Source organism: Leucobacter komagatae, assembly GCF_006716085.1.
Lineage (GTDB): Bacteria > Actinomycetota > Actinomycetes > Actinomycetales > Microbacteriaceae > Leucobacter > Leucobacter komagatae.
This window is the reverse complement of record NZ_VFON01000001.1, coordinates 616,239-635,825: the sequence shown is the minus strand read 5'-3', so window position 1 is coordinate 635,825 and position 19,587 is coordinate 616,239. Positions and strand designations below refer to the sequence as shown.

Sequence of the window (19,587 nt, the reverse complement as noted above, 5' to 3'; positions counted from 1 at the left end):
ATCACCATGAGCGACTACGAAATTGGACCTGACGAAATCGGCGTTGACAATCTCGGTGAAGACAACTTTGACGCACCCTCGGAGCCACCACATCCGGTCAACTGGAACCTCCTGAGCGCTGACGATCTGGAAGCAGAATGGCTTGAACTCAACCGATGGGTGGACTGGTTGCGGGTGACGTATGGTCTTCCAGCTTCCGTGGTTCCGCCGTTCTGGCACCATCATCCTGAACTGGTGTGGGAACTATCAGCGCTGCATCTCCATTGGCTTTGTGCCTACGACCCTGAGCAGAACGGTTCGGCACCCTTTGGCTGGCATAGGGACTTTGTCGATGCCAGGCAGCGGCTCCGAGACTGGGTGAGTGCATCGGGTACGCGATTGGATCGTGACCGTCCTACCCGACAAACCACTTGGCCAGGTGAGGAACAGGCCCCGCCGGTTGAGGATGTCGTCATTGAAGATCGCGTTGAAGAGTTCGTGGAATTTGTGCTGGCGGAAGTAAACAAAAGACGCACACAGGAAGATGCGTTCTACAGCACGCTCGATTCCGAAACTGGTGAAGCGTCATGACTTCTCACGTTCCGCAGCTTCCAGCAAGGATGCGCGATTACGAGGTGCATGCTGAATTCCGGGAAACCCCAGATCTTCATCGGCTTGCGCAAGTATTCATCGGTATGGCGCTTGCCCGCACCGAGCAGACCCGCACCGGACCTGGCCCTTCGGGTGTCGAGCCTGGGAGCTGTCAGCCCGGTGAGATAGAATCAAAGATATAAGAAGCTAGCGGTCAAGCCTTCGGCTTGGTCGTGGTGCGCAGTCCTGTTTGGCCCATCGTGGCTTACCCGACTGGCTCCGTTGAGAGTCATCCGGGTCATGTTTCCGTTTACGAGTCGCACCGCACGAGCGGCATGACTGCTCGTGTTGGCCCCAACTAATGGGGAGAGGAAACACGACCCGTGAGCACCACACAGCAATCTGCCGCCAACGACCACAAACACTTCGGTGAAACGACCGCCATCGCGGTCTCATACTTGCGAGTCTCGACGAAAGAGCAAGCCGAACGTGGAGGTCGAGACGAAGGCTTCTCCATTCCCGCGCAACGCGAAGCAAATCTGCGCAAGGCCCGCGACCTTGGTGCGATCGTGGTAGAAGAGTTCGTCGACGCCGGTGAATCAGCCCGGAAGGCAGACCGTCCCGAGTTGATGCGGATGATCGAGTACGTCAAATCCAATCACGTGGCGTACTGCATCGTGCACAAAGTTGACCGTCTGGCTCGTAACCGTGCCGATGATGTTGCGATCCACGTCGCGCTCAAAGACGCCGGTGTCATGCTGGTCTCGGCAACCGAGAACATTGACGAAACGCCATCGGGAATGCTGCTCCACGGCATCATGTCAACCATCGCTGAGTTCTACTCCCGGAACCTCGCCAACGAGGTCTCCAAAGGCATGAACCAGAAAGCGATAACAGGCGGTACCAACGGAAAAGCTCCCGTCGGTTACCTCAACGTGACCACTCGCGATGAACTCGGTCGCGAACTCCGTATCGTTGAGCCAGACCCCGCACGTTCCCACATTGTGAAATGGGCATTCGAGGCGTACGCGACGGGCACCTACTCCACGGCAACGCTGCGCGAAACCCTCATCGACCGGGGGCTCACCACACCACCCACGCCGAAACGACCAGCACGGCCACCTGCTCTTTCAACGGTGCAGAAGATGCTGTCCAACCCGTATTACAAGGGCAACGTGTCTTTTCGTGGTGCCACCTATGACGGCATCCATGAACCACTGGTCAGCCCAGAGGTCTGGTACCGAGTTCAAGCCGTGCTTGGCGCGAAACGAGTATCAGGTGAGAAAACTCAAGCCCACGATCACTACCTCAAAGGCACCGTGTTCTGTGGTGAGTGTGGCTCCCGACTCATGGTGACCAATGCCAAGAGCCGCCGGGGCGTCATCTACCCGTACTTCATCTGTGCCGGTCGGCACGCGAAACGCACCAACTGTGAACGAAAAGCACTCTATGTGCCTGATGTTGAAGCCGCAGTTGAGGAGTACTACCGGCGCATCCAAATCCCTGAACACACTATTGCGGCGCTGCGCAGCTTCATCACGGCGCAGTTCTCCCAGCTCCACGCCACCGTCAAACAAGAACGCAACGCACACGTCCTCGAACGTGACGATCTTCAGGCCGAGCGATCCAAACTTCTGCAAGCTCATTATGCGGGGGCGGTACCGCTGGATCTCCTCAAGTCGGAGCAGGATCGCATCGGCAAACGACTCGCATTCCTGGAAGCGCAGATTGAGGCCGGTGACGTTGAGTACGAACTCGCAAGTGCCCACCTTGATGACTGCCTCGCACTGGCCAAGGACTGCTACAAGCTATACATGAGCATCGATGACTCGCTGCGGCGCATCGCCAACCAAGCCTTCTTCGACAAGCTCTACCTCAGCGAAGAGGGCACCGTCATCGGTGAGCCAGGCGAACCGTTCAACGCGTTCTTCGACCCGGCTGTGCAGACAACAGCGGCCCGCCACGAGGGACGAGCCGCTGAGTCGAGGTCTCAAACCGATAATGTCGCAGGTTTGAACAACGACCTCATGGTGGGCCCGGCCGGGATCGAACCGACGACATCCACGGTGGAACACGGGCACTTGGCCGAGGTCATTCAGGGGCCGTGGGGGGCTGCGGCATGAGCCATGAGGAGTATCACCGCGCCGAGCGCGAACGCGATATGTGGGCGAGGTTGGTTGCGGATGCGGTCGTCACTGGTCAGGATACGGGAACAGTGGAGATATTCGCAGCGCAGTACCGCTTGGCGAGCGATGCTCTCGCTGAAGCTCAGCGTGAATACTTCGGTGAGGAATCAGCGCGATGAACGCCGCTCTGGGGGCGCAGGAACGCGCCATTCAGCGTTGGCACTCTCAGGGCATGGATCAAGATGTTATTGAAGATTTCGCCGAGTACCAACTAGCTGCGCGACTGTCGCCGAACACTGTGCGCAACCGTGCCAGCTTGCTGCGCACCTTTGTCACGACGCAAGGGGTGAGCCTGCTCGAAGCCGAGCTGCGCGACCTGCGGCGGCACCTCGGGCGACCCTACGTCACGCCCGGCACCGCCCGCACCGAGCGCAACGCTCTGCGCGCGTTCTTCGACTTCGCGCACGAGGAAGGCTACCGCGACGACAACCCCGCCGAGCGCCTGCCGACAATCCACGTGCCCCGTCCAGACCCGCGTCCGTTCACTATCGAACAGGTACAGGCCATGCTTATGAGCGGCGCTTACAGGCGCACGCGCGCGATGATCTTGGTGGGGTATTTCCAAGGCTTCCGCGTCTCGCAAATCGCTCGGGTTCGTGGTGACGATCTAGACCCTCTGACGGGTACAGTACGCACCGTAGCGAAGGGCAGCAAAGCACGCCGCGTGCCGCTGCACCCCGTCGTGTCCGACCTCGCCAGATATATGCCGCCTGACTCGTGGTGGTTCCCGGCGCGTGACGGCAGTGATGCGCCGATTAGTGGAGCATCGGTGACCAACCTCATTACGCGAGCGAAAAAGCGTGCAGGGATCATCGACCCGCTACTCACGCCGCACTCGCTGCGCCATGGCTTCGCGACCGGCCTTGTCGATCAGGGCGTAGACATCCGGACGATTCAGGAACTCATGCTCCACGAGGACATTTCATCTACGCAGATATATACGCGCGTATCCGAGGCACGCAAGCGGGATGCAATCACACTCTTACCTTCCATTCCCATTCCCGAACGCACTGTGCGCGGGTTCGCCGCATAGATAGGATCAAGCCATGACACAGCAAACCCAAACCCCCGCTACGCGACTCGTACCCGCTGCGCAGTCCGCGTTTAACTGGCTGCTCTGGGGTGGCCTCGCCCTCCTCGGCGTCGCTCTAGTTGTCGTCGTGCTCTGCTTCGGCACAGGTGACCCGGGCGGGCTGGTCTTTGCAGCCGTGCTGCTGCTCACTTGCACGCCATTGCTCGCAGCGGCGGGCATCGTTGCGGGGCTCGGAAAGCGCACCGAGTAGCGCCCTCATTGTAGAAACCCCTGTAGCCGGCACCGCGCCGGCTACAGGGGTTTCTACAATTTAGTCCGCCGTCGGGTTCGCGAGCGCGAGCCCGGTCACACCGAGGAGCGCGCCCGCAAGCGCGAGGAGCGCCGCGGCCTGCGCGTCGGTGGTGAGTCCGTACACGGTAGCGACGGGCACGAGCGCCGCCGCGACGCCGTAGAGCCACCTACGGCGCTTGAGCGTAAAGACACTCCCGCGACGGCTGCGGTCGCGTCTGAGGGGCTTGGGTGTGGTCATGAGGGGTCTCCTGATTCGTAGATGTGTCGGATGGATTCGGGCGGTTCGGGCGGGGGTGAGCCGAGGCCGCGATAGATGTGGTCGATCAGTGTGCGGGTGTAGCGCCACAACTGCACGTTGTGGGCCTCAGCACGGAGCATCCGCCGCATCGTCCACACCCACGCCGTCACGACCGCTGCAATGAGCGCAGCGCCGAGCGCGGCGGCGGCGGCGACCGCCGCCACGATCAGCGGGGTGAGGTCGGTCATGCCTGCGGAATCTTCGCGAGTTCGGCGTCGGGCACGAGGCCCACGGGAATCTTGTTGCCGCTCGCGGACTCGACGGCGCGGCGGGCCGTCCACTCAGGCGACGGCACAAGGCGGCGCTTGCCCGCTGCGGTGAGCTGGTACACCTTGCCGTTGGTGCCCTCCTTCTTACCTGCGATGAACTGTGGTTCCATTTCTTCATCCTCCTGGGGGGTCGGTTTTGGTTTCGGTTTGGGCTTGGGCGCTGGGGCTGGTGTGGCAGTGATGTACGGGAGCGGGTCTACCCACTGCCCGCCGATCTGGAGCATCGCGTGAAGGTGCGCGCCGGTACTCATTCCGGTTGAGCCGACGTACCCGACGATCTGGCCTGCGCTCACGTGGTCGCCGGGGCGGAGCTTCGTCGGGCTCTGCATGTGGAGGAACATCGTCGAGTACTGCGCGGAACCGATCTTGATCGCGTTGCCGCCGCCCGCGTAGTCCCACCCGGCGAACGTGACCCGGCCCGAGTGCATCGCCCGAATCGGGGTGCCTGCCTTCGCTGCAAGGTCGGTGCCGTTGTGGAGCATCGCGGGCACCCATACGCCGTTCTCGGTGAACGCCGGACGCCAGCCGAACCGTGCCGTGACAGGCGCGCCGGGGACGGGGTGGAGGAGCTTGATTGCCATTAGGCGGCCCGCTTCACGATGCGCCAAGCGATGCTAAGGGGCTGCGTCACGTTCGATGCAAACGCCAGGTGGCGCACGGTGATCTGGGTCTTGTCGGTGTAGCGAGTGATGCTCGCGAGCGAGGCCGCTGAGAACCCGGTGCCGGATCCCTCGTCTTGCGTGACCATGAGCGTTTCGGTTGGGGCCAGAACGGTCGGCAAGTCCCAAGTGATTGTGCGGCCAAAGAACGGCGTTTGCGAGGTCGCCCATGCGCCCGCGATAACGGATACTCGGCCTTCGTGGAGTCGCCACGCGCCGTCTGGGCCGACAGACCACAGGCGTTCGCCGTTGTCGGTGTCTTGCCACATTGCGCCGGGCGGGGGCGGCACAAGCGCCATGCGCTTTGCTGAGGTGTCGGCGAAGTACTTGAGCGTGTTCGATACGGAGTCTTGGCCGAGGTTCAAAAGCGCGGACATCGTGACCGCATCGTCTGCCTCGGTGTACTTGTATATGCCCTTGTTGTCGTATGCCATGTCGGGAGCCTTTCTAGGTGATGATGTCGCGGAGGCTGATCGTCATTTCGCCAGCCGGGAACTTGTGGGTGACCGCGCGAACGGTGCCGTATTGGAAGTACGGGAACGTTTCGCCGTGTGCTTCGCGCTCGCCCATGTACGTTGCGAGGCGATGCCCGGGGCGCAACGGGAGGAGCGTGAGGGCTTCGGCGGTGCCGGACTTGCCCCGGGTCTGCGCGCGCTCAACGAACGCGCGGGCGGCGCCGGGCATCGTCTTAATCCCTGGCCGGGTTTCGTGGGCAACACGGGTTGCCCACGGCGCATACGAGTCGTAACGCTGCGCCGTGTTCAGCGGGTCGGCGTCGGTGTACTCAATTACTGCGCCGTCGTAGAAGTCCCCGGCGCGGTCGTCGTCGTACTCGTGCTTAATGAGATTGAGCTCCGGGTCAAGCTGCACGGGAGCAGGTGACGGGGTACGCGGTTCAAGCCGGTAGCGGCCTGCCTCGTCGGCGTACAACGCCCAGTCCACAACCTCAAGAATCGGATGTAGGAACTCCCACGCGGTCATGCCGGGCTCCCACTCTTGCCCGCTCGCGATGCGCACGTCTTGGCCTGGCGCGAGTTCGATCACCTGCGCGAACGCTGCCACGACAGCAATTTCGCTGAGCATCCACGCCACGAGGTCACGCATGTACACAAACGGGTTGACCCACACCGCCGGGTACGTGCGCCGGAAGTCATGCAGTCGTACCTCTTCGGAGGCGAGCGTGAGCGTCGTGGTGCCGGTCTCGGGGTTTGGGTGGTACTTACGGATGCGAAGCTGCACGAACATCGTGTCAGTCGGCGGGATCAAGTAGGAGCCTCCCGGCACGCGCAGCGCTCGAGTAATCTCGTGGACTCCCACGCGCGGCGCGAATGCCTGCGTGACGCGCTTCGTTTTGCCGCCCCACTTGGCCGTAGCGCTCGATAGCGGTTCGATCCGCTCGCCCGGGTTCCACGGCCTCCCAAACTCGTCCGTAACCGCGCCTGGCCTGCCTTTCCATCGGGTCGTTGCGCGCTTCACGCTGCCGCCCACTTTCGCGGTGAGCGCTGCTAGCGCGAAGCTCTCGCGGTACTGCGTTGACAGTTCGAGGGCGAGCACGTCGGCCTGTAGCTGTCCGAGCTTGAGGTCGCCCCCGGGGCGTGCGAGCGCGGCGAGCACGTCGTCACCGACCACGATGTCGCCCTGTATGCGCGGTGACCATTCCTCATCCATCGCGAGGGTGAACGTCACCGGCTCGCCGAGTGAGATACGGCGAATGCGATCGACAACGCGCACGCGGTTCTCTCGAATCGGGATCATGCGGTGACCTCAAGTACTTCGACGGTGACAAACCATACCGACGCCGTTTCCGGGTCGAGGGCACGCTCAATGCTCCCGATCACGGCGTACTGCATTGACGCGGTGTCGCGCCCGTCCTCGGTGATCGTGATGATGCCCGGGCGGGCGTGCATGTCCTCGCACCGCTTCGATTCGTTCTCGTCCTCGAACAGGAGCGCAACCGTGACGCGGCGCGAGCCCGCTGGGCGGAGCGTGAGGGCGTTCTTCCCGGACTGCAGCGTGTGGACTTGCGTGTTCGATTCCCGGGTACTGCGGTAGTTCATCCACAGCGTCGGGTGGAGCGTCGTGGTGCCGTCGGTAATGGTGGTCACGGTACGGGCTTCCCTTCGGGTGTCCGAGCGACGACGGTAACGGTCGCGGTTCGGGGCTGGCTAACGAACGAGCTGAGCGCGGCGCGGGCGGCGTACAGATCGACGTATGCGCCGATGCGTGCGGTTCGGGGGCGGCTTGCGAGCGCGTTGAGCGACTGCGACGCTGCGGCAGTGTCGGCCTTCGCTTTGATCGTCGTGGTTCGATCCTTCGCGGCGGTGTCGAGCGCTTTGCCGGTCGCGGCCGCGTTCGTATCGGCCTCGATGGTCGTCTCACGGTCTTGCGCAGCTTCGCCGAGTGCGGCGCTCGCGGCGTCGGTGTCAGGTACGGCGGTGACGGTCGCGCCGAGCTCGGTGCCGTTGAGGATTTCTTGCCCGCCACCGACTGCGGCTTGGATTTGCTCCACGAACTGCGCACTCATGCCGCTGTCAAGGATCGCCTGGAGCATTGGCGCGAAGTCGAGCCCCTGGTCAAGGATTGCTTGGGTCTCGTCGGCGGAGAGCTTGAACTCTTGTGCGAGGAGCTGCACGTTTCCGTTGAAGTTCGAGGTGGCGGCGGCGCGCTCGGCCATACCGGCGATGTACGCGCTCGGGTCTGCCGCCTCGGTTTCCTTGTCGATGTACTGCTGCCAGGAGGCTACGCCCGCGTCCAGCTCAGACTGGAGGGTGCTCTCTGCGTCGCTGCGGGCTTGCGCGGCGTCGGCAGCGGCTTTGTCTGCGGCGGCGAGCTCGGCGGTCACTTCTGCCGAGAGCTTCGTCAGCTCGATAGCTTCCTCGGTGACGTTGCCCTGCGCTTTGAGCTTCTCGATAAGGGTCTCGCGCTGGCGAATCTCCGACTTGATGTCCTCCCTCTCGGTTGACTTCTGGGCGCTGCGGCGCTTGCTTTCCAGCGCTTCGATCTGGTCGCCGAGTCGTTCGATGGATCGGGTTGCGGCGTCGGCGTCCATCCCGGACAGTCCGAGCGCGAGGTCTTTTACGGAGAGCCCGAACTTGTCGGCCTGTTCGGCTGCGACCTCGAACGCGGTTTTGGCGTCGTCCTGCCAGACCTCGAACCATTCCTTCGAGTCCTCGACTGCTAGGCCCCACTCTTTGACCTTGTCCGCCCAGCTAATTTTCGACAGGTCGCCGTCTACAGCGTCAATCTCGGCGGCGAGTTCGGCGGCGCGCTCTTTGGCCTGGTTGACGGCCTCGGCGAGCTCGGTGCCCTTTGCGACGGCGACGCCGATACCGATAGCGAGCGCTGAGCCGAGCACCGCACCCATTGGCCCCATGTTCGAGACGATGCCACCGAATGTTCCTTGGATACCGTCCACGAAACTATCTACCGAGCCGTCGAAGCTTGAGAACGTTTCGGATGCGTTTTGCATCGCTTCGTCTTTGAGCTCGTCAAGGTCGCGGGCGGCTTGTGAGGTCGCCTCTTTGGTGTTCTTTTTCATCGCGTCGCCACCGCGCGCGGTCTCGCGTTTGGCTGCGTCGGCAACGTCTTTGTAGCTGTGTTCCAGCTTGTCGAGTGCCTTCGTGGACTCCCGCGCGGAGTCCTTATTGGCGTCTCCCAAGTCCTTCGCGCTGCGTTCGAGCTTGTCGAGCGCCTTGGCCGAGTCTTGGGCGGCGTCGGTCATCTTGTCGCCGGACTTGTCGGCATCGCGTGACACGTCGTCTAGCGCGTCGGCTACGTCTTCGAGGGCTTTCTCAACGTCTTTGGTGCCGCGCTGAAAGTCTCGCGTGTTCGAGGCAATGTCAATCTCGATGCCTTTACCGGCCACTAGCTTTTCCTTTCGAATGCTTCGTGCATGGTGCGCACGACGGTTTGAGTCCACAGCGCCGCAAGGCGGGGGATGATGGACGCGGCGGCGGGGTAGACCACCCATCCCTTGCGGTTCTCGTGCTTGAACTGTGCGCCGCTCGTGCGGCTCACTGGGTAGCTCTTGCCCCGTTTTGTCGCGGTGTATTTGATGGTTCGAAGCGGCGCGCCGAACTCCGCTTGTCGGGAGATTTCGTGGGTGCGTGCGCCGCCTCGGAGCTTCCGGGCGAGCCCGCCTGACTTGAGCCGAACGTTCTGGTTGCTCACCGAGACGCGGGCCGAGTCAACGAGCACGCGGTGAGCAAGTAGTGTGTCGGCGTGCTCGGCTAGGGCTTTCTGCCATGTGTTTTGCACGAGCGGCTTGGTCTGCTGTCTGATTTGCGCCTGGTAGGTCTTCTCGGCCCGCCGGATGCTCAGGAGCACCGCTTGGAGCTCGCGGGAGCTATGGGTGTCGATCCTGAGCATCCGAGTGTGTCCTAGCTGCCAGTGCCGGACGCGGTGACCTTGCGCGGCTCGCCCTGCACGCCGAGTGAGATTGAGGAGGTCGCGTGGGCTCCCACCTGCCCGCCGATGCCGCCGGGCACGAGCTGCACGTCAACCTCCCATAGCTGTCCGCCCTCGACGGGGGCGAACTGGATGGTCTCGGTCTTGCCCTGGTTATCGTGGAGGACAGTCGAGAACGAGCCTGCGGTTTCGAAGTCCTGGGCGAAGTCGACGTTAAAGACCCAGCTCTCCACCGAGGTGTGAGTAAAGCGGGCGTTGCGCTTCATGCCTCGGAACGTTGCCGTGGCGGTCTGGGGCTCACAGCTGATCTTCGACGCGGCTGCGGCGTAGTCGAGGCTCTTCATGATGAGCGAGCTGTTGTCGAGGTAGACGGGCTTGACGTCCACCACGGTCGGAGTTGCTGCGGGTGCTACGGGGGTCATGGTTGTACCTTTCGGGTGAGTGTGTCGGTTTCGATGACATATGACAGGTGGGTGTCGCCCCAGACCTCTTTCGTTGCGGTGCCGACGATGAGGTAGCGGAGCGATTCAAGGGCGTCGAGCACTTCGAGCACGAGCGCGTCAACGGCGTCCTCGGCGGCTTCGGTGATGCCGTCCAGGTGGGTGACGACGTGGACGCGGACGCCCACGTTGCGGAGTCCTGCCGCGCCGGGCGAGGGGCTGACGGTTCCCTGTTCGAGCTGCACGAGGGGCTTGGCGAGCCTGTCCACCGCGCCCAGGTGCGGCACGACACGGTACTTGCGCGGGGGCAGTGCGGCTTCGAGGTCGGAGCCGAGTTGCGCGCGGATGCTCATAGCGCCACCGGAATCGGGGTTTTGGGGCGGAGCATCTGCCGCACGATCCAGTCGAGCGGGCGGGCGGGAATCGAGAAGCCGTCATCGCCGTACGCGGAGCGGTCGGGCTCGGTGGCGTTCCACAGGTTGCGCGCCTGCATGAGGTGAGCCACCCGGTAGGAGGCGGGGCATTTCCCCGCCTCCACGAGCTCGGGAGGGAGCGCCGGGGCGAACTCAAGAACCTGCTCTCGGGCGACGTTCAGCACGTCGTTGAGCGAGGCGGTGGGGATGTGCTCGGCGTCTTCCCACGGTGCGGGTTCACCGGGCTCTGACGGGGTACGCACGGAGTCCACCGTGTGCCAGTCGGTCGGCTCGCCGTACTTGGGCAGGTTCTCGGTCATGCTTAGCCCTTGTCCGCGACGGGTGCGGCCTTGTCGGAGATGAGCACAACGGAGTCCTCGCGAACCACGAGGGAATCGACGTAGCCGTGTACGGCGCGGTCTACTGCGCCAATCGCGATCTGGAGCGCGTCCACCTTGATTGGCGTGGTGCCGTTCTCCTCGAACTCGATAGCGCGCTGTGCGCCCACGATGACCGACAGCGAGTCCGCTGCAACAAGCGGCTTGCCGTCGAGTCCGACCAGGCTGGCGCGCTCGGCCTCGACAACCTGCACCTTGCCATTCGCGGCGCTGCCGGTTAGCTCGGTGTTGAAGTCAAACGTGATGTACTCGGGAATCAGATCCTTCGGGGTGTCCAGGAGTTCGTCCATGACTTCCTCCGTGACAATGGCGTAAGACGCCGTGTCGCGGGTACGGTTCACGGTCGTGATGCCCTGGATGAGCATTCCCAGGCCGACGCCGCCCTCGTAACGTGGCGAGCGGGGGCGAGCCATGATCGGAGCGCCTGCGGTCTCGCCGATGATGGAGAGCGCCTTGTAATCGCTCCACATCGCGTAGTCCTCAACGATGAGCTTGAAGAACGCTTCGAGGTATTCCTCGCCGCCGGGGAGGTCGAAGAACTCGCGGGCGATGGTGTTCGCGAGGGCGAAGCGGTGGAGCGTGCTCGACTGCTCAGTGATGAACGCCTCGGCGCTGTTGATTTCCGCGAGGTTGCCCGCCCAATTGCCGTCGTACCGATCGACGGGCGCGGTGGCGGTGCCACGGTGGGCCTTGTAGCCGCGCTTGCGCACGGCCTGCACGTCGGTGCCGAGGCTGCACAGGTTGATGAACTTGCGGTCATACTCGCGCCCATCCCAGAGCTGCCCCATCCAGTGGTCGGGGAGCCCCTTGTTCTTGCCGCCGCCCGCGCCAACGCCGAGCGCGCCGTCGGTCTTGATCTGCTTGAGCGCGGCCAGGAGGGTGTCCTGCGAGGCCAGACCCTGCTTCACCTGGCTCATGGCGGCGAACAGCGTTTGAAGGTTCTCCTGGGGCGATGCCTCGCGGCTGGAGCTGGTGACGGCTGCGGGGCGGGTCGCGCCACGGCGTGCGCTCGCGGTAAGGGTGGACACGATAGATTCCTCTTCCTCTTCGGTGGTGTCGGCGTCGGGCTCGACGATGACGGTCTCGGTGGTGATGGTGGTGGTGTTGCCGTCTTCGACGGTGGTAATCGTCGTTTCGCGCGAAGACTCGTTGCCGTCTTCGTCTACGAACTCGTCGGTGTACTTCTCGACGGTCTCGGTGGGCTCGGAGCCCGTGCCGGTGTCGTTGTCCTCGGTTTCGAGCACGGTCTCGGTGGTGCCGTTCTCTTCGTCCTCGTCGTAGGACGCGAGGAGCGTGGCAGATGGAAAGGCCGGCCTTTCCACGAGTGCCGCACCGAACAGTCGCCCGGACTTAGCCAAGCCGCCCGCGATCTTGACGCTTGCGACCTCTGCGGAGAAGAAACCGAGCTTCGCGGGTTCGCCGTTCGGGCCGGGCTGTGAGTCACGCAGGGCGGCGTCGCCCTCGGGGGTCTTGGCGGCGTAGGCGGCAAACATGACGCCCTCGGGCGTCTCGGTGAGGCGTGCGCCGTGGCCAAACACGGCTTCGCGCTCGTGCTCGACGTTGACAGTCATCTGTGCCGGATCGGTCGGGAGCGTGAACGCGCCCTGGGGAACACTGAACTTGCCAAGGTTCGAGTTGCCCTGTTCTCCGTAGGGGATGAGGAGGCCAGTAATCAGCCGGTCTTCTGCCGACGCGGTAAGCGTCGAGGCTTCGAAAGTAATGCGCATGGTGGGTTAGTCCTCCGTGTATGTGCCAGTGGTTGATTTGCGGGAGTCGGTGAAGTCGAACCTGACGCGGTGCTTGCTCGCCACCACGTCATCGAGCGAGAGACGCGCCTCGATGGGCTCAGACCAGAACGCCATGCGGTCGGCTGTCTGCGCCTCGGCCTGCTGCGCGGTCTCGTAGGTGAGCGTTGATTGCACTTTGGAGGCTTCGACGCTTTGCGCGGTGAGGTTCATGTGTGCGGCCACGTCCAGTCGGATCGCGTTGCGGGCTGTCTCCAGGAACGATTCCCCCGAGTGCTCTTCGAAGCTGGCGTCGATCTTGAACGGGATGAACATCACCGCGCCGTTCGGGTTGCTGCGCGCCTGCGCGACTGCATCCACATAGACCTTGGCTTCTTCCATCGTCATGCCGTTGTCCTCGCGCTCGTTGAGGATGATGGAGGGCACGGGGTTCTTAGCTCGCGCGCGCCACGCCTGTTCGAGGGCGAGCCCGCCCTCGATGAGGTCGCGGCCTGCCACGAGGAGCCCCGGGTGTGCAGCCGGAATGACAATGACCTGGTCTTCGGGCACCTCTTTGCCGTCGAAGAACACGACGCCGTACTCGTCCTGGTGCCACCTGTCGAACGGAATGTGCAGCGCTTCGGTGATTTGGCCGCCTGCGTCACGGTTCACCGCGAACGCGGAGACGCCGTTGAAGATGTGGTCGTCCAGCATCGCCACCGTGCGCTGGTAGGGCGACATGGCCAGCGCGTTGTCTGTGCGGGTGAGCCATGCGGGTTGCTGCTCTGCGCGACCCTCGGGCGTGTAATCCACGAGTGGACGCCCTGCTAGGTGCTCGATGATGCGGTTGCGGCTTGCAGCGATTGCGGGCACGCGGAGCGCGTCGAGACGCGAGTAGGGGCGAGCTGATCCGTGGGGGCTGAGCTGCCCGAAATAGTCGTTCCATACGAGCTCATTGGGGTGCTGCGTCGCAAAGGATGAGCGGAACAGCACACCGCCGCCCGTGGGTCGCGTGGAGCGACTACGAGCGGCGGTGCCGGGGCGGAGCAAGTCGAGAATTCCCATACCTGCGAGCTAATGCCCCGATGCGCGACATTAACGCTTTGCTGCGCGTTCTCGGCGTTTCGCGTGTCGCTTGTCGAGGCGTTGGCGAATGCCGCCGGTATAGCCTGGGTGTGCCCGTTCTTCGTGAGCCTCGGCGCTCTTCTCGGCCTCGGCCAGCGTCCACGCGAACGCGCGCCAGGTACCGCCGCAGTCGTGGCACACGAGCAACACCTCAGTGTCGGACTTGTCGAATTCGATGCCGGTCTTCTTGGTCATGCGCTGATGATTCCTGCCTGCTCGGCCTCGTAGCCGCGCTCGTAGTACTGATCCCAATTGCGGAGCGCTCGCACCGCTGCGAGCAAGGGCGTAACGTCCTTGCCTTGTTCGGCTGTGAATATCCACACGCCTCGGTCGTTGCCTCGAATCTCGCGTTTCTTGGCGTCGAGCGCGGCGGCGTTGAGTGCGCCTTGTGATGCGTAGTGGCGAAGCGTGCCGGTTTCGAGCTCGCGCATAAATGTCACGCACCCGGCGGCGGTCTCACTCCAGGTCTGCATCTGGAGTTTGGGCCGGGGGTGGATGTACCGGGTCGCGATATACGTGGCTTCGCCCTCGGCGATCTTGTCGAACGCTACCGAGCTACCTCGGTAGCCCTGCCGGGTGAGGTACTGGAGCCGGGCGGGGAGCCACGCAGTGCCGAGCTGGTGGTCTACGAGCTCGATGAATGCGCGCCCCTCGCGGTCACGCCAGGCCGCGCAGATAGCGGCGGTCGCGCCGCCGCCCGGGCGTATGTCCATGCCGAACGCGACGCGCGCCGGGCGATCCGGCCAGCGTTCGAGCGCTGTGCCGTCCCAGAGCAACGGGTCGATTACCACGTCTTGCCCCACGTCGGGCCAGAGCGACAGGTACTCGCGCGCCCACTGGGGTTTACCCATTGCGGGGTCGCGGTAGTTGTCACGCATGGTCTCCATGTTCGTGAGCGTGCCGACTCCCGGATGCGTGCGCTCCACGAGCTGCATGGCGCGGTCTTCGTCTTCGATGTCGCTCCAGTCGGTCATCTGGTCAATGGCGAAGTCCACGCCGCCGAGCGCGGGGTCTCCACGCCTGAGCCTGTCCAAGTTCGTCCAAAACGCTCCCGCTTTGGCTTCTCCTGCGGTGCCGGAAACGATGATCTGTGAGCCCGGGCGAGTGTCCATGAGTGGGAGCACGCCCGCGACAATCGCGTTGCTCTCGGCGGGGTCGATTTCCTGCGCCTCGTCCAGCCAAGACACGTCTGCGGCCTTGCCTCGGTAGGCGCTCGCTTCGGGCTTGAGTACTCGGAACGTCGAGTGGTTGTCGAAGCGGATGCCCGGGCGGCTGTTGCCGACGCGGGTGCGGAACGTGCGCCCGCTCGTGTTCATCGAACGGGGCTGGTCTTCGGCGGGTGCGAGGTCTCCGTAGAGCGGCATCTGTCCGAATCGCTCCCACTTCGCGAGCTCGGGCGAGACACGGCGGGGCAGGTCACCCCGCTTCCACGGCGGCAGGTCTGCGTCCGCTGGTGGCTGCACGTAGTCCAGCCCGTCTTTGACCCATTCCTCGAACATCTCAGTGCCAGCGGTGCCGGTCTGTGCGGAGAACACGACGCGATAGCCCGGGCGCATGGCGCACCGGCCTAGGAGCAAACAGAACACGGTCGTGGACTTCGACGCGCGCCGTGGCACCTCGATAGCGTTGCGCTTGGTACCGGCGTTGAGGGCGTCAGCGATGAGGAGCTGCTGAGGCTGGAGCGGGAGCCGGGGCGGTTCCATGAGGTCGAGCTCGGCAAGCTGCTCGGGGTCTTCGAGGTCTACGAGCTCGTAGCCCATCATCGAGGCACCGACAAGGAACTCGGCCCTCAGTTCGGGCGTATCGTCTAGTTCTCCGCGCCACCGTGGCGCGATTCCGCGCGCCCGATTCTTCTCCCAGATTTTTTGAAGTGGGGGGAGAAAAGTCGTGCTGCCCCCAGGCGAAGGTTCTAGAGCAATCTCAAAAAACGGGCGACGAATCGCGCGCTCAGTATCGGTGACGTTCACCATGCGCGGATACCTTTCGATGAGTTCGAACGAGTGCGACGCTGCGCGTTCGTGACACGTGCCCCGCGCTTGCCACCCGCACTCTGGTTGCAGCGCCGCGCGCAGCGTTCGCAGTAGTCATGTGATGGGCCAACGTTCGAGAGCGTCGGCGTGCCGCCGTCCATCGCATCGGTGATGTGACCGACCTGGAACTTGTCACCGGGCATGACGGCGTGCGGGCAGTTCACGCAGCGCAAGGGCAACTGTGGCTCGATGAGCTTTCGCAGCTTCGGGCTGTGCGTGCTCCACTTCTGCGCCCGATGGTGGCGGCTCACAGTGCCGCCCTCGCGTGCTTGCGACGCTCGCGCGCATGAGTCCTGGTGCCGCGCTTGAGCACTGCGAGCATGTCGCCCGAGACTGGAACGATGAGCTTGAGGAGTCCAGACTGCGACCACTCGGTGAGGTCTGCCACGCTGGTGTGACGGTTCAGGGCGGTGATGTGTTCGCTCGCTGCGGCGTACTCGCTGAATGCGCTCATGCGTTCAGCGCCTTGTGCATGGCGCGGATGCTCGCGCACTCCTCACAGTTGCACGGCTGGAACGCGGGCGGCAGGTCGCGACGGCTTGCTCGGCTCGCGTGTACCTCGTCCATGAGCTGCCGCTCGATGTTGGCGCGCATGAGGTAGACCGCCTGGATAGCCTCGGGCAGCGAACCTGACCATGTGGTCTCATAGCAGTCTGGTCTAGCCTCGGCGGCGTCGCTCACGGTGTAGACGACTGCGAACCAAGGCTCGCCCTTGGGCGTTCCTCCGACGCGGGGCAGTCGGCGAACGTTGGCGCGAATCTCGATGCTCACAGTGTCACCGCCAGGAGACAAGCGGCGACGGCGCACGCGGCGAACACGAGGCCGAGGATGAATGTGAATCGGATCATGGCTGAGGCTCCAAACTTTCGAGATTGAGGATGTCGGCTACGTCTGCGCCACAGCGGACGCACGCGGCATCCGTAGGCGGGCACCAATGGCGCGAGCCCTTGCCGGTGCCGAACCCGTCAGGGCAGGCGAACTGCTCGGCTTTGACGTTGAGTTTCTGCTGTTCGGCGCTCACGAGTTCGGGGCGGGCGGGGATCGTGGCGGGATCGAAGCGGGGGACGGTCGGGGCCGGTGGTGTGGTCGCGATCTTGCCTGCGGGCTTCGAGTAGTCGGGGCGCTTCACCGGCTGACGGTCGGCCTCGACTGCCGCCTGACGCATCGCCTCGGCAACTTGAGCGCCGGGGTGCCACGAACCGTAATCCGCCTGCCCCTCGCTCTCGGACTTTGAAACGCGGTCGTCCCCGCCGAGATCCCCAAGGTCTAGTTCTGAGTTTCCAAGATGGGTAGTTAATGGATGGTTCGCCCCTCCGTGCGGCTGGGGGGCACCCCTCCGCGCGGAGGGGACCCCTCCATTTGGCTGGGGGGTGTTATCCACAGGCTCGGGGCGTTCGCGGTGGCGGGCCGAGTGGTCGCAAGTCGGCGGGCACTCGATTGTGATTTCGTAGCGGTTCGTGCGCATGTGGGATGCTGTGCGGAGCCCGCCGCCGCCGTTCGTGTCGGTGACGATCTCGCCCATCGCTTCGAGCTTGCGAACGAGCTTGCGGGCTGTGTCGCGGGTCACCCTTGCGCGGTGTGCGATCGTCTCCATCGAGGGCCATGAGCCGCCGTCTCCGTCGTGGTCGGCGATGCACAGAATCGCGAGTAGTGCAGCGCCGTCAGCTTTGGAATGCGCCCACACGAGCGCCGTGGATTCGAGGCTCACTCTGGGGTCTCCCCAAGTAGTGTCGCTGCCGTGACGCCGAGGACGCTGGCAAAGCTGTGAAGGTCGGACTCAGAGAACTCGACCTCACCTGATAGCCGTCGACTCACGTAGACGGGCGAGAAGTCTAGGCGTCTGGCAATCTCGCGGCCCGATAGCTTCTGACGCGCAGCTTGAGCGCGTGCATTCGCTGCCGCCGTTCGCTCAACGTGAATTTGTAATGCCATGCGTGACACTTTAGGGAGTGTACGCTCAGCGTGACACTCGACACGCCGCCGAACGCGTAATGTCCATTGCGGGTTTGTAACTCTGAGCGATACAATGAAGCTATGAACGCAAACATATCTCAATTTCCAGCACGGAATGCGGACGAGCTAAGCGCCGCTCAGATGGTTGCAGACAACCTGGCGGCAGAGCTTGCTCGACGCCGCATCTCTGGGAGGCAAGCGTCCGCAGCAATGGGGCTGAGTGTGCCTTACGTGGCTCGCCGCATCTCAGGGGAGACGCCTCTTGACGTGAATGACCTGTTCGCTTTTTCGGCGCTGCTTGGAGTATCGCCTGCGGTGCTTCTGGGAACAGAAAACCCCCACCAGTCTCCTGATGGGGGTGTATCGGTGGGCCCGGCCGGGATCGAACCGACGACATCCACGGTGTAAACGTGGCGCTCTACCAGCTGAGCTACAGGCCCTCCATTCGCCGAAGCGAACTCGATCAGTCTAGTGTGGAACAGCGCGAGATCTGAAATCGAGGTGACCGCGTGTCGCACAGATCGATCGGAGCGCCCTTGTCCACTCACCCCGAAGCCTCCGGCAACACCCAAGGCAGCGGGGTAGCACACGGCGGAAGCTCGGGTGCGCACGCCCCGACTGGTTGGACACACCGCCGCCTTCTCGAAGTCGGCAGCGGCTCAGCCGCTATCGAGTCGCGCGCCACCCAGCTGGCCGTCGCGGCGTTCGTGGTCTCCGGGATCCTCACCACGCTTTTGATGCTCGGGCGCAGGCTTCCGCTCGCTGGCGACGAATCGCTCGGTAACATTGCCGCCTGGTGCGCGGGAGCCGGCGCGGGTCTCGCCTACCTTGTCGCCTACGTGGTCGAGACGAAGCGTGGGCTGCACGGCTGGCGGCGCGAGCTGCCCGTGGCGAAGCGGGTGTTCGATATCTTCGCGCTCACCCTTGCGAGCGGCATGCTTGCCTACCTTGCTGTAATGGCGATCGCGAGCCTGTTTCAGCTCGGCTTTCAGGGCATCACCGTCGACCCCCTGGGCGGCGGGGTGCTTGCCGGCGCAGCGACGGCAGCGATGACCTATATCGGCGCACTTGTCGGCTCGCGGGTGCGGTCGGAGTCGATCGCACTGCTCGCGACCCTCCAGCTCTTCACCGGCACGATGGCGAGCATGGTGAGCTCGCCCGACGCGTCGTGGTGGCAGCTGCACTTTTCTCAGCTTGGCAATGAGGAGGGCGCGAGCGGGTATCGCTTCAACGTGTCGCTCATCATCACCGGGTTCGTGCTAATCGCGCTCTCGAACTTCATCGGCAACGACATTCGACGTGGGCTAAACGCGCGCGAAGCAGACGACCCGAAGCTTGTGCGCACGCTCTCCTGGCTGTTCGCCGGCATCGGTATTTGTATGGCGATTGCGGGCTCCGTGCCCGACGCCGAAAACATCGTCGTGCACGTTGGCTCCGCGAGTGGCATGCTCGTCGTGTTCGCGGTGTTCGTATACGTGTCGCTTCGCCGAGTCGTCGACGTGCCACGCGACCTCGTCGTGTTCTCCCTCATTGTCGTCGGAGGGATCGTGATTGCGGTGCTGCTCTGGATTCCGTTCGGCTACTACAACCTCACGGGAACCGAGTTCATGGCCGCGAGCTTGCTCTTCGCCTGGCTGACGGTGTTCGTGCGCACGGCCGCGGCGTACGCGGAGCCGAGGGGAATAGTCGCGACGGCACCCGAGTTGCATCGAGGGACGGCAGGAAGACCTGCCGAAACGGCTGGCGCCCCCGACGATCGCGCCTGAGAGAGCTACAGAGCCTGAAAGAACT

The 19,587-nt window shown here is 63.7% G+C and carries 26 protein-coding genes and 1 tRNA gene; 6 read left to right on the top strand and 21 right to left on the bottom strand.

The window, feature by feature from the left end; all coding sequences use genetic code 11:
• Window positions 1-6: 6 nt before the first annotated feature.
• The 4 genes from FB468_RS02925 to FB468_RS02910 all read left to right on the top strand — a co-directional run bounded on the left by FB468_RS02925 (window position 7) and on the right by FB468_RS02910 (window position 4,039).
• Entirely contained in the window at window positions 7-570 is a 564-nt protein-coding gene (locus FB468_RS02925) for a hypothetical protein (RefSeq protein WP_141886022.1), read from the top strand.
• 383 nt (window positions 571-953) lie between these two features.
• Entirely contained in the window at window positions 954-2,693 is a 1,740-nt protein-coding gene (locus FB468_RS02920; protein ID WP_246055714.1) for a recombinase family protein, read from the top strand.
• A gap of 178 nt (window positions 2,694-2,871) precedes the next feature.
• Window positions 2,872-3,789, top strand: coding sequence for a tyrosine-type recombinase/integrase (locus FB468_RS02915; protein WP_141886021.1), 918 nt, complete (start codon window positions 2,872-2,874; stop codon window positions 3,787-3,789).
• Window positions 3,790-3,802: 13 nt separating this feature from the next.
• Entirely contained in the window at window positions 3,803-4,039 is a 237-nt protein-coding gene (locus FB468_RS02910; protein WP_141886020.1) for a hypothetical protein, read from the top strand.
• A gap of 60 nt (window positions 4,040-4,099) precedes the next feature.
• Here the strand turns inward: FB468_RS02910 and FB468_RS02905 are convergent, their stop codons facing one another.
• The 20 genes from FB468_RS02905 to FB468_RS17645 form a co-directional block, all read right to left on the bottom strand.
• The gene (locus tag FB468_RS02905; protein WP_141886019.1) at window positions 4,100-4,318 is read right to left on the bottom strand and encodes a phage holin; all 219 of its coding nucleotides are present in this window, start codon (window positions 4,316-4,318) and stop codon (window positions 4,100-4,102) included.
• Window positions 4,315-4,566 carry a hypothetical protein gene (locus FB468_RS02900; RefSeq protein ID WP_141886018.1) on the bottom strand — a complete coding sequence of 84 codons (252 nt, stop codon included), beginning with the start codon at window positions 4,564-4,566 and terminating at the stop codon, window positions 4,315-4,317. The genes FB468_RS02905 and FB468_RS02900 overlap by 4 nt, the downstream gene beginning before the upstream one ends.
• Window positions 4,563-5,228, bottom strand: coding sequence for a M23 family metallopeptidase (locus FB468_RS02895; RefSeq protein WP_141886017.1), 666 nt, complete (start codon window positions 5,226-5,228; stop codon window positions 4,563-4,565). The genes FB468_RS02900 and FB468_RS02895 overlap by 4 nt, the downstream gene beginning before the upstream one ends.
• On the bottom strand, window positions 5,228-5,740 hold the full coding sequence (locus tag FB468_RS02890; protein ID WP_141886016.1) for a hypothetical protein: 513 nt from the start codon (window positions 5,738-5,740) through the stop codon (window positions 5,228-5,230). Before FB468_RS02890 ends, FB468_RS02895 begins: the two co-directional genes overlap by 1 nt.
• 13 nt (window positions 5,741-5,753) lie before the next feature.
• The gene (locus FB468_RS02885; protein WP_141886015.1) at window positions 5,754-7,061 is read right to left on the bottom strand and encodes a hypothetical protein; all 1,308 of its coding nucleotides are present in this window, start codon (window positions 7,059-7,061) and stop codon (window positions 5,754-5,756) included.
• Window positions 7,058-7,411 (bottom strand): hypothetical protein, encoded by a 354-nt coding sequence (locus FB468_RS02880; protein WP_141886014.1) that lies wholly within the window; start codon window positions 7,409-7,411, stop codon window positions 7,058-7,060. Before FB468_RS02880 ends, FB468_RS02885 begins: the two co-directional genes overlap by 4 nt.
• A complete protein-coding gene (locus FB468_RS02875) occupies window positions 7,408-9,171 on the bottom strand; it encodes a hypothetical protein (protein ID WP_141886013.1) in 1,764 nt (587 codons plus the stop codon). Before FB468_RS02875 ends, FB468_RS02880 begins: the two co-directional genes overlap by 4 nt.
• On the bottom strand, window positions 9,171-9,674 hold the full coding sequence (locus FB468_RS02870) for a hypothetical protein (RefSeq protein WP_141886012.1): 504 nt from the start codon (window positions 9,672-9,674) through the stop codon (window positions 9,171-9,173). Before FB468_RS02870 ends, FB468_RS02875 begins: the two co-directional genes overlap by 1 nt.
• A gap of 11 nt (window positions 9,675-9,685) precedes the next feature.
• A complete protein-coding gene (locus FB468_RS02865; protein ID WP_141886011.1) occupies window positions 9,686-10,135 on the bottom strand; it encodes a hypothetical protein in 450 nt (149 codons plus the stop codon).
• Window positions 10,132-10,506 carry a hypothetical protein gene (locus FB468_RS02860; protein WP_141886010.1) on the bottom strand — a complete coding sequence of 125 codons (375 nt, stop codon included), beginning with the start codon at window positions 10,504-10,506 and terminating at the stop codon, window positions 10,132-10,134. Before FB468_RS02860 ends, FB468_RS02865 begins: the two co-directional genes overlap by 4 nt.
• Window positions 10,503-10,886 (bottom strand): hypothetical protein, encoded by a 384-nt coding sequence (locus FB468_RS02855; RefSeq protein WP_141886009.1) that lies wholly within the window; start codon window positions 10,884-10,886, stop codon window positions 10,503-10,505. The genes FB468_RS02860 and FB468_RS02855 overlap by 4 nt, the downstream gene beginning before the upstream one ends.
• Window positions 10,887-10,888: 2 nt before the next feature.
• Complete coding sequence (locus tag FB468_RS02850; protein ID WP_141886008.1) at window positions 10,889-12,691, bottom strand: hypothetical protein; 1,803 nt, start codon at window positions 12,689-12,691, stop codon at window positions 10,889-10,891.
• Window positions 12,692-12,697: 6 nt separating this feature from the next.
• Complete coding sequence (locus FB468_RS02845) at window positions 12,698-13,753, bottom strand: phage portal protein (RefSeq protein ID WP_141886007.1); 1,056 nt, start codon at window positions 13,751-13,753, stop codon at window positions 12,698-12,700.
• Between the two features lie 30 nt (window positions 13,754-13,783).
• On the bottom strand, window positions 13,784-14,008 hold the full coding sequence (locus FB468_RS02840) for a hypothetical protein (RefSeq protein ID WP_141886006.1): 225 nt from the start codon (window positions 14,006-14,008) through the stop codon (window positions 13,784-13,786).
• A complete protein-coding gene (locus FB468_RS02835) occupies window positions 14,005-15,576 on the bottom strand; it encodes a hypothetical protein (RefSeq protein ID WP_141886005.1) in 1,572 nt (523 codons plus the stop codon). Before FB468_RS02835 ends, FB468_RS02840 begins: the two co-directional genes overlap by 4 nt.
• Before the next feature lie 200 nt (window positions 15,577-15,776).
• Entirely contained in the window at window positions 15,777-16,094 is a 318-nt protein-coding gene (locus tag FB468_RS02830; RefSeq protein ID WP_141886004.1) for a hypothetical protein, read from the bottom strand.
• Window positions 16,091-16,297, bottom strand: coding sequence for a hypothetical protein (locus FB468_RS02825; protein ID WP_141886003.1), 207 nt, complete (start codon window positions 16,295-16,297; stop codon window positions 16,091-16,093). The genes FB468_RS02830 and FB468_RS02825 overlap by 4 nt, the downstream gene beginning before the upstream one ends.
• A complete protein-coding gene (locus tag FB468_RS02820; RefSeq protein WP_141886002.1) occupies window positions 16,294-16,614 on the bottom strand; it encodes a hypothetical protein in 321 nt (106 codons plus the stop codon). Before FB468_RS02820 ends, FB468_RS02825 begins: the two co-directional genes overlap by 4 nt.
• A 73-nt stretch (window positions 16,615-16,687) precedes the next feature.
• Window positions 16,688-17,551 carry a helix-turn-helix domain-containing protein gene (locus FB468_RS02815; RefSeq protein WP_141886001.1) on the bottom strand — a complete coding sequence of 288 codons (864 nt, stop codon included), beginning with the start codon at window positions 17,549-17,551 and terminating at the stop codon, window positions 16,688-16,690.
• The gene (locus FB468_RS17645; RefSeq protein ID WP_141886000.1) at window positions 17,548-17,775 is read right to left on the bottom strand and encodes a helix-turn-helix domain-containing protein; all 228 of its coding nucleotides are present in this window, start codon (window positions 17,773-17,775) and stop codon (window positions 17,548-17,550) included. Before FB468_RS17645 ends, FB468_RS02815 begins: the two co-directional genes overlap by 4 nt.
• A 102-nt stretch (window positions 17,776-17,877) precedes the next feature.
• Between FB468_RS17645 and FB468_RS17640 the strand changes: the two genes are divergently transcribed.
• Window positions 17,878-18,204 carry a helix-turn-helix domain-containing protein gene (locus tag FB468_RS17640; protein WP_141888083.1) on the top strand — a complete coding sequence of 109 codons (327 nt, stop codon included), beginning with the start codon at window positions 17,878-17,880 and terminating at the stop codon, window positions 18,202-18,204.
• Here FB468_RS17640 and FB468_RS02800 read toward each other — a convergent pair.
• Window positions 18,164-18,236: transfer RNA gene (locus FB468_RS02800), tRNA-Val, on the bottom strand. The genes FB468_RS17640 and FB468_RS02800 overlap by 41 nt on opposite strands.
• Before the next feature lie 96 nt (window positions 18,237-18,332).
• Between FB468_RS02800 and FB468_RS02795 the strand changes: the two genes are divergently transcribed.
• Complete coding sequence (locus FB468_RS02795; protein WP_141885999.1) at window positions 18,333-19,562, top strand: DUF998 domain-containing protein; 1,230 nt, start codon at window positions 18,333-18,335, stop codon at window positions 19,560-19,562.
• Window positions 19,563-19,587 lie beyond the last annotated feature (25 nt).

Coding starts and splice junctions, on each gene's coding strand:
- FB468_RS02925 (WP_141886022.1), top strand. CDS start 7: ATGAGCGACTACGAAATTGGACCTGACGAAATCGGCGTTGACAATCTC.
- FB468_RS02915 (WP_141886021.1), top strand. CDS start 2,872: ATGAACGCCGCTCTGGGGGCGCAGGAACGCGCCATTCAGCGTTGGCAC.
- FB468_RS02910 (WP_141886020.1), top strand. CDS start 3,803: ATGACACAGCAAACCCAAACCCCCGCTACGCGACTCGTACCCGCTGCG.
- FB468_RS02905 (WP_141886019.1), bottom strand. CDS start 4,318: ATGACCACACCCAAGCCCCTCAGACGCGACCGCAGCCGTCGCGGGAGT.
- FB468_RS02900 (WP_141886018.1), bottom strand. CDS start 4,566: ATGACCGACCTCACCCCGCTGATCGTGGCGGCGGTCGCCGCCGCCGCC.
- FB468_RS02895 (WP_141886017.1), bottom strand. CDS start 5,228: ATGGCAATCAAGCTCCTCCACCCCGTCCCCGGCGCGCCTGTCACGGCA.
- FB468_RS02890 (WP_141886016.1), bottom strand. CDS start 5,740: ATGGCATACGACAACAAGGGCATATACAAGTACACCGAGGCAGACGAT.
- FB468_RS02885 (WP_141886015.1), bottom strand. CDS start 7,061: ATGATCCCGATTCGAGAGAACCGCGTGCGCGTTGTCGATCGCATTCGC.
- FB468_RS02870 (WP_141886012.1), bottom strand. CDS start 9,674: ATGCTCAGGATCGACACCCATAGCTCCCGCGAGCTCCAAGCGGTGCTC.
- FB468_RS02865 (WP_141886011.1), bottom strand. CDS start 10,135: ATGACCCCCGTAGCACCCGCAGCAACTCCGACCGTGGTGGACGTCAAG.
- FB468_RS02860 (WP_141886010.1), bottom strand. CDS start 10,506: ATGAGCATCCGCGCGCAACTCGGCTCCGACCTCGAAGCCGCACTGCCC.
- FB468_RS02855 (WP_141886009.1), bottom strand. CDS start 10,886: ATGACCGAGAACCTGCCCAAGTACGGCGAGCCGACCGACTGGCACACG.
- FB468_RS02850 (WP_141886008.1), bottom strand. CDS start 12,691: ATGCGCATTACTTTCGAAGCCTCGACGCTTACCGCGTCGGCAGAAGAC.
- FB468_RS02845 (WP_141886007.1), bottom strand. CDS start 13,753: ATGGGAATTCTCGACTTGCTCCGCCCCGGCACCGCCGCTCGTAGTCGC.
- FB468_RS02840 (WP_141886006.1), bottom strand. CDS start 14,008: ATGACCAAGAAGACCGGCATCGAATTCGACAAGTCCGACACTGAGGTG.
- FB468_RS02835 (WP_141886005.1), bottom strand. CDS start 15,576: ATGATGGGCTACGAGCTCGTAGACCTCGAAGACCCCGAGCAGCTTGCC.
- FB468_RS02825 (WP_141886003.1), bottom strand. CDS start 16,297: ATGAGCGCATTCAGCGAGTACGCCGCAGCGAGCGAACACATCACCGCC.
- FB468_RS17645 (WP_141886000.1), bottom strand. CDS start 17,775: ATGGCATTACAAATTCACGTTGAGCGAACGGCGGCAGCGAATGCACGC.
- FB468_RS17640 (WP_141888083.1), top strand. CDS start 17,878: ATGAACGCAAACATATCTCAATTTCCAGCACGGAATGCGGACGAGCTA.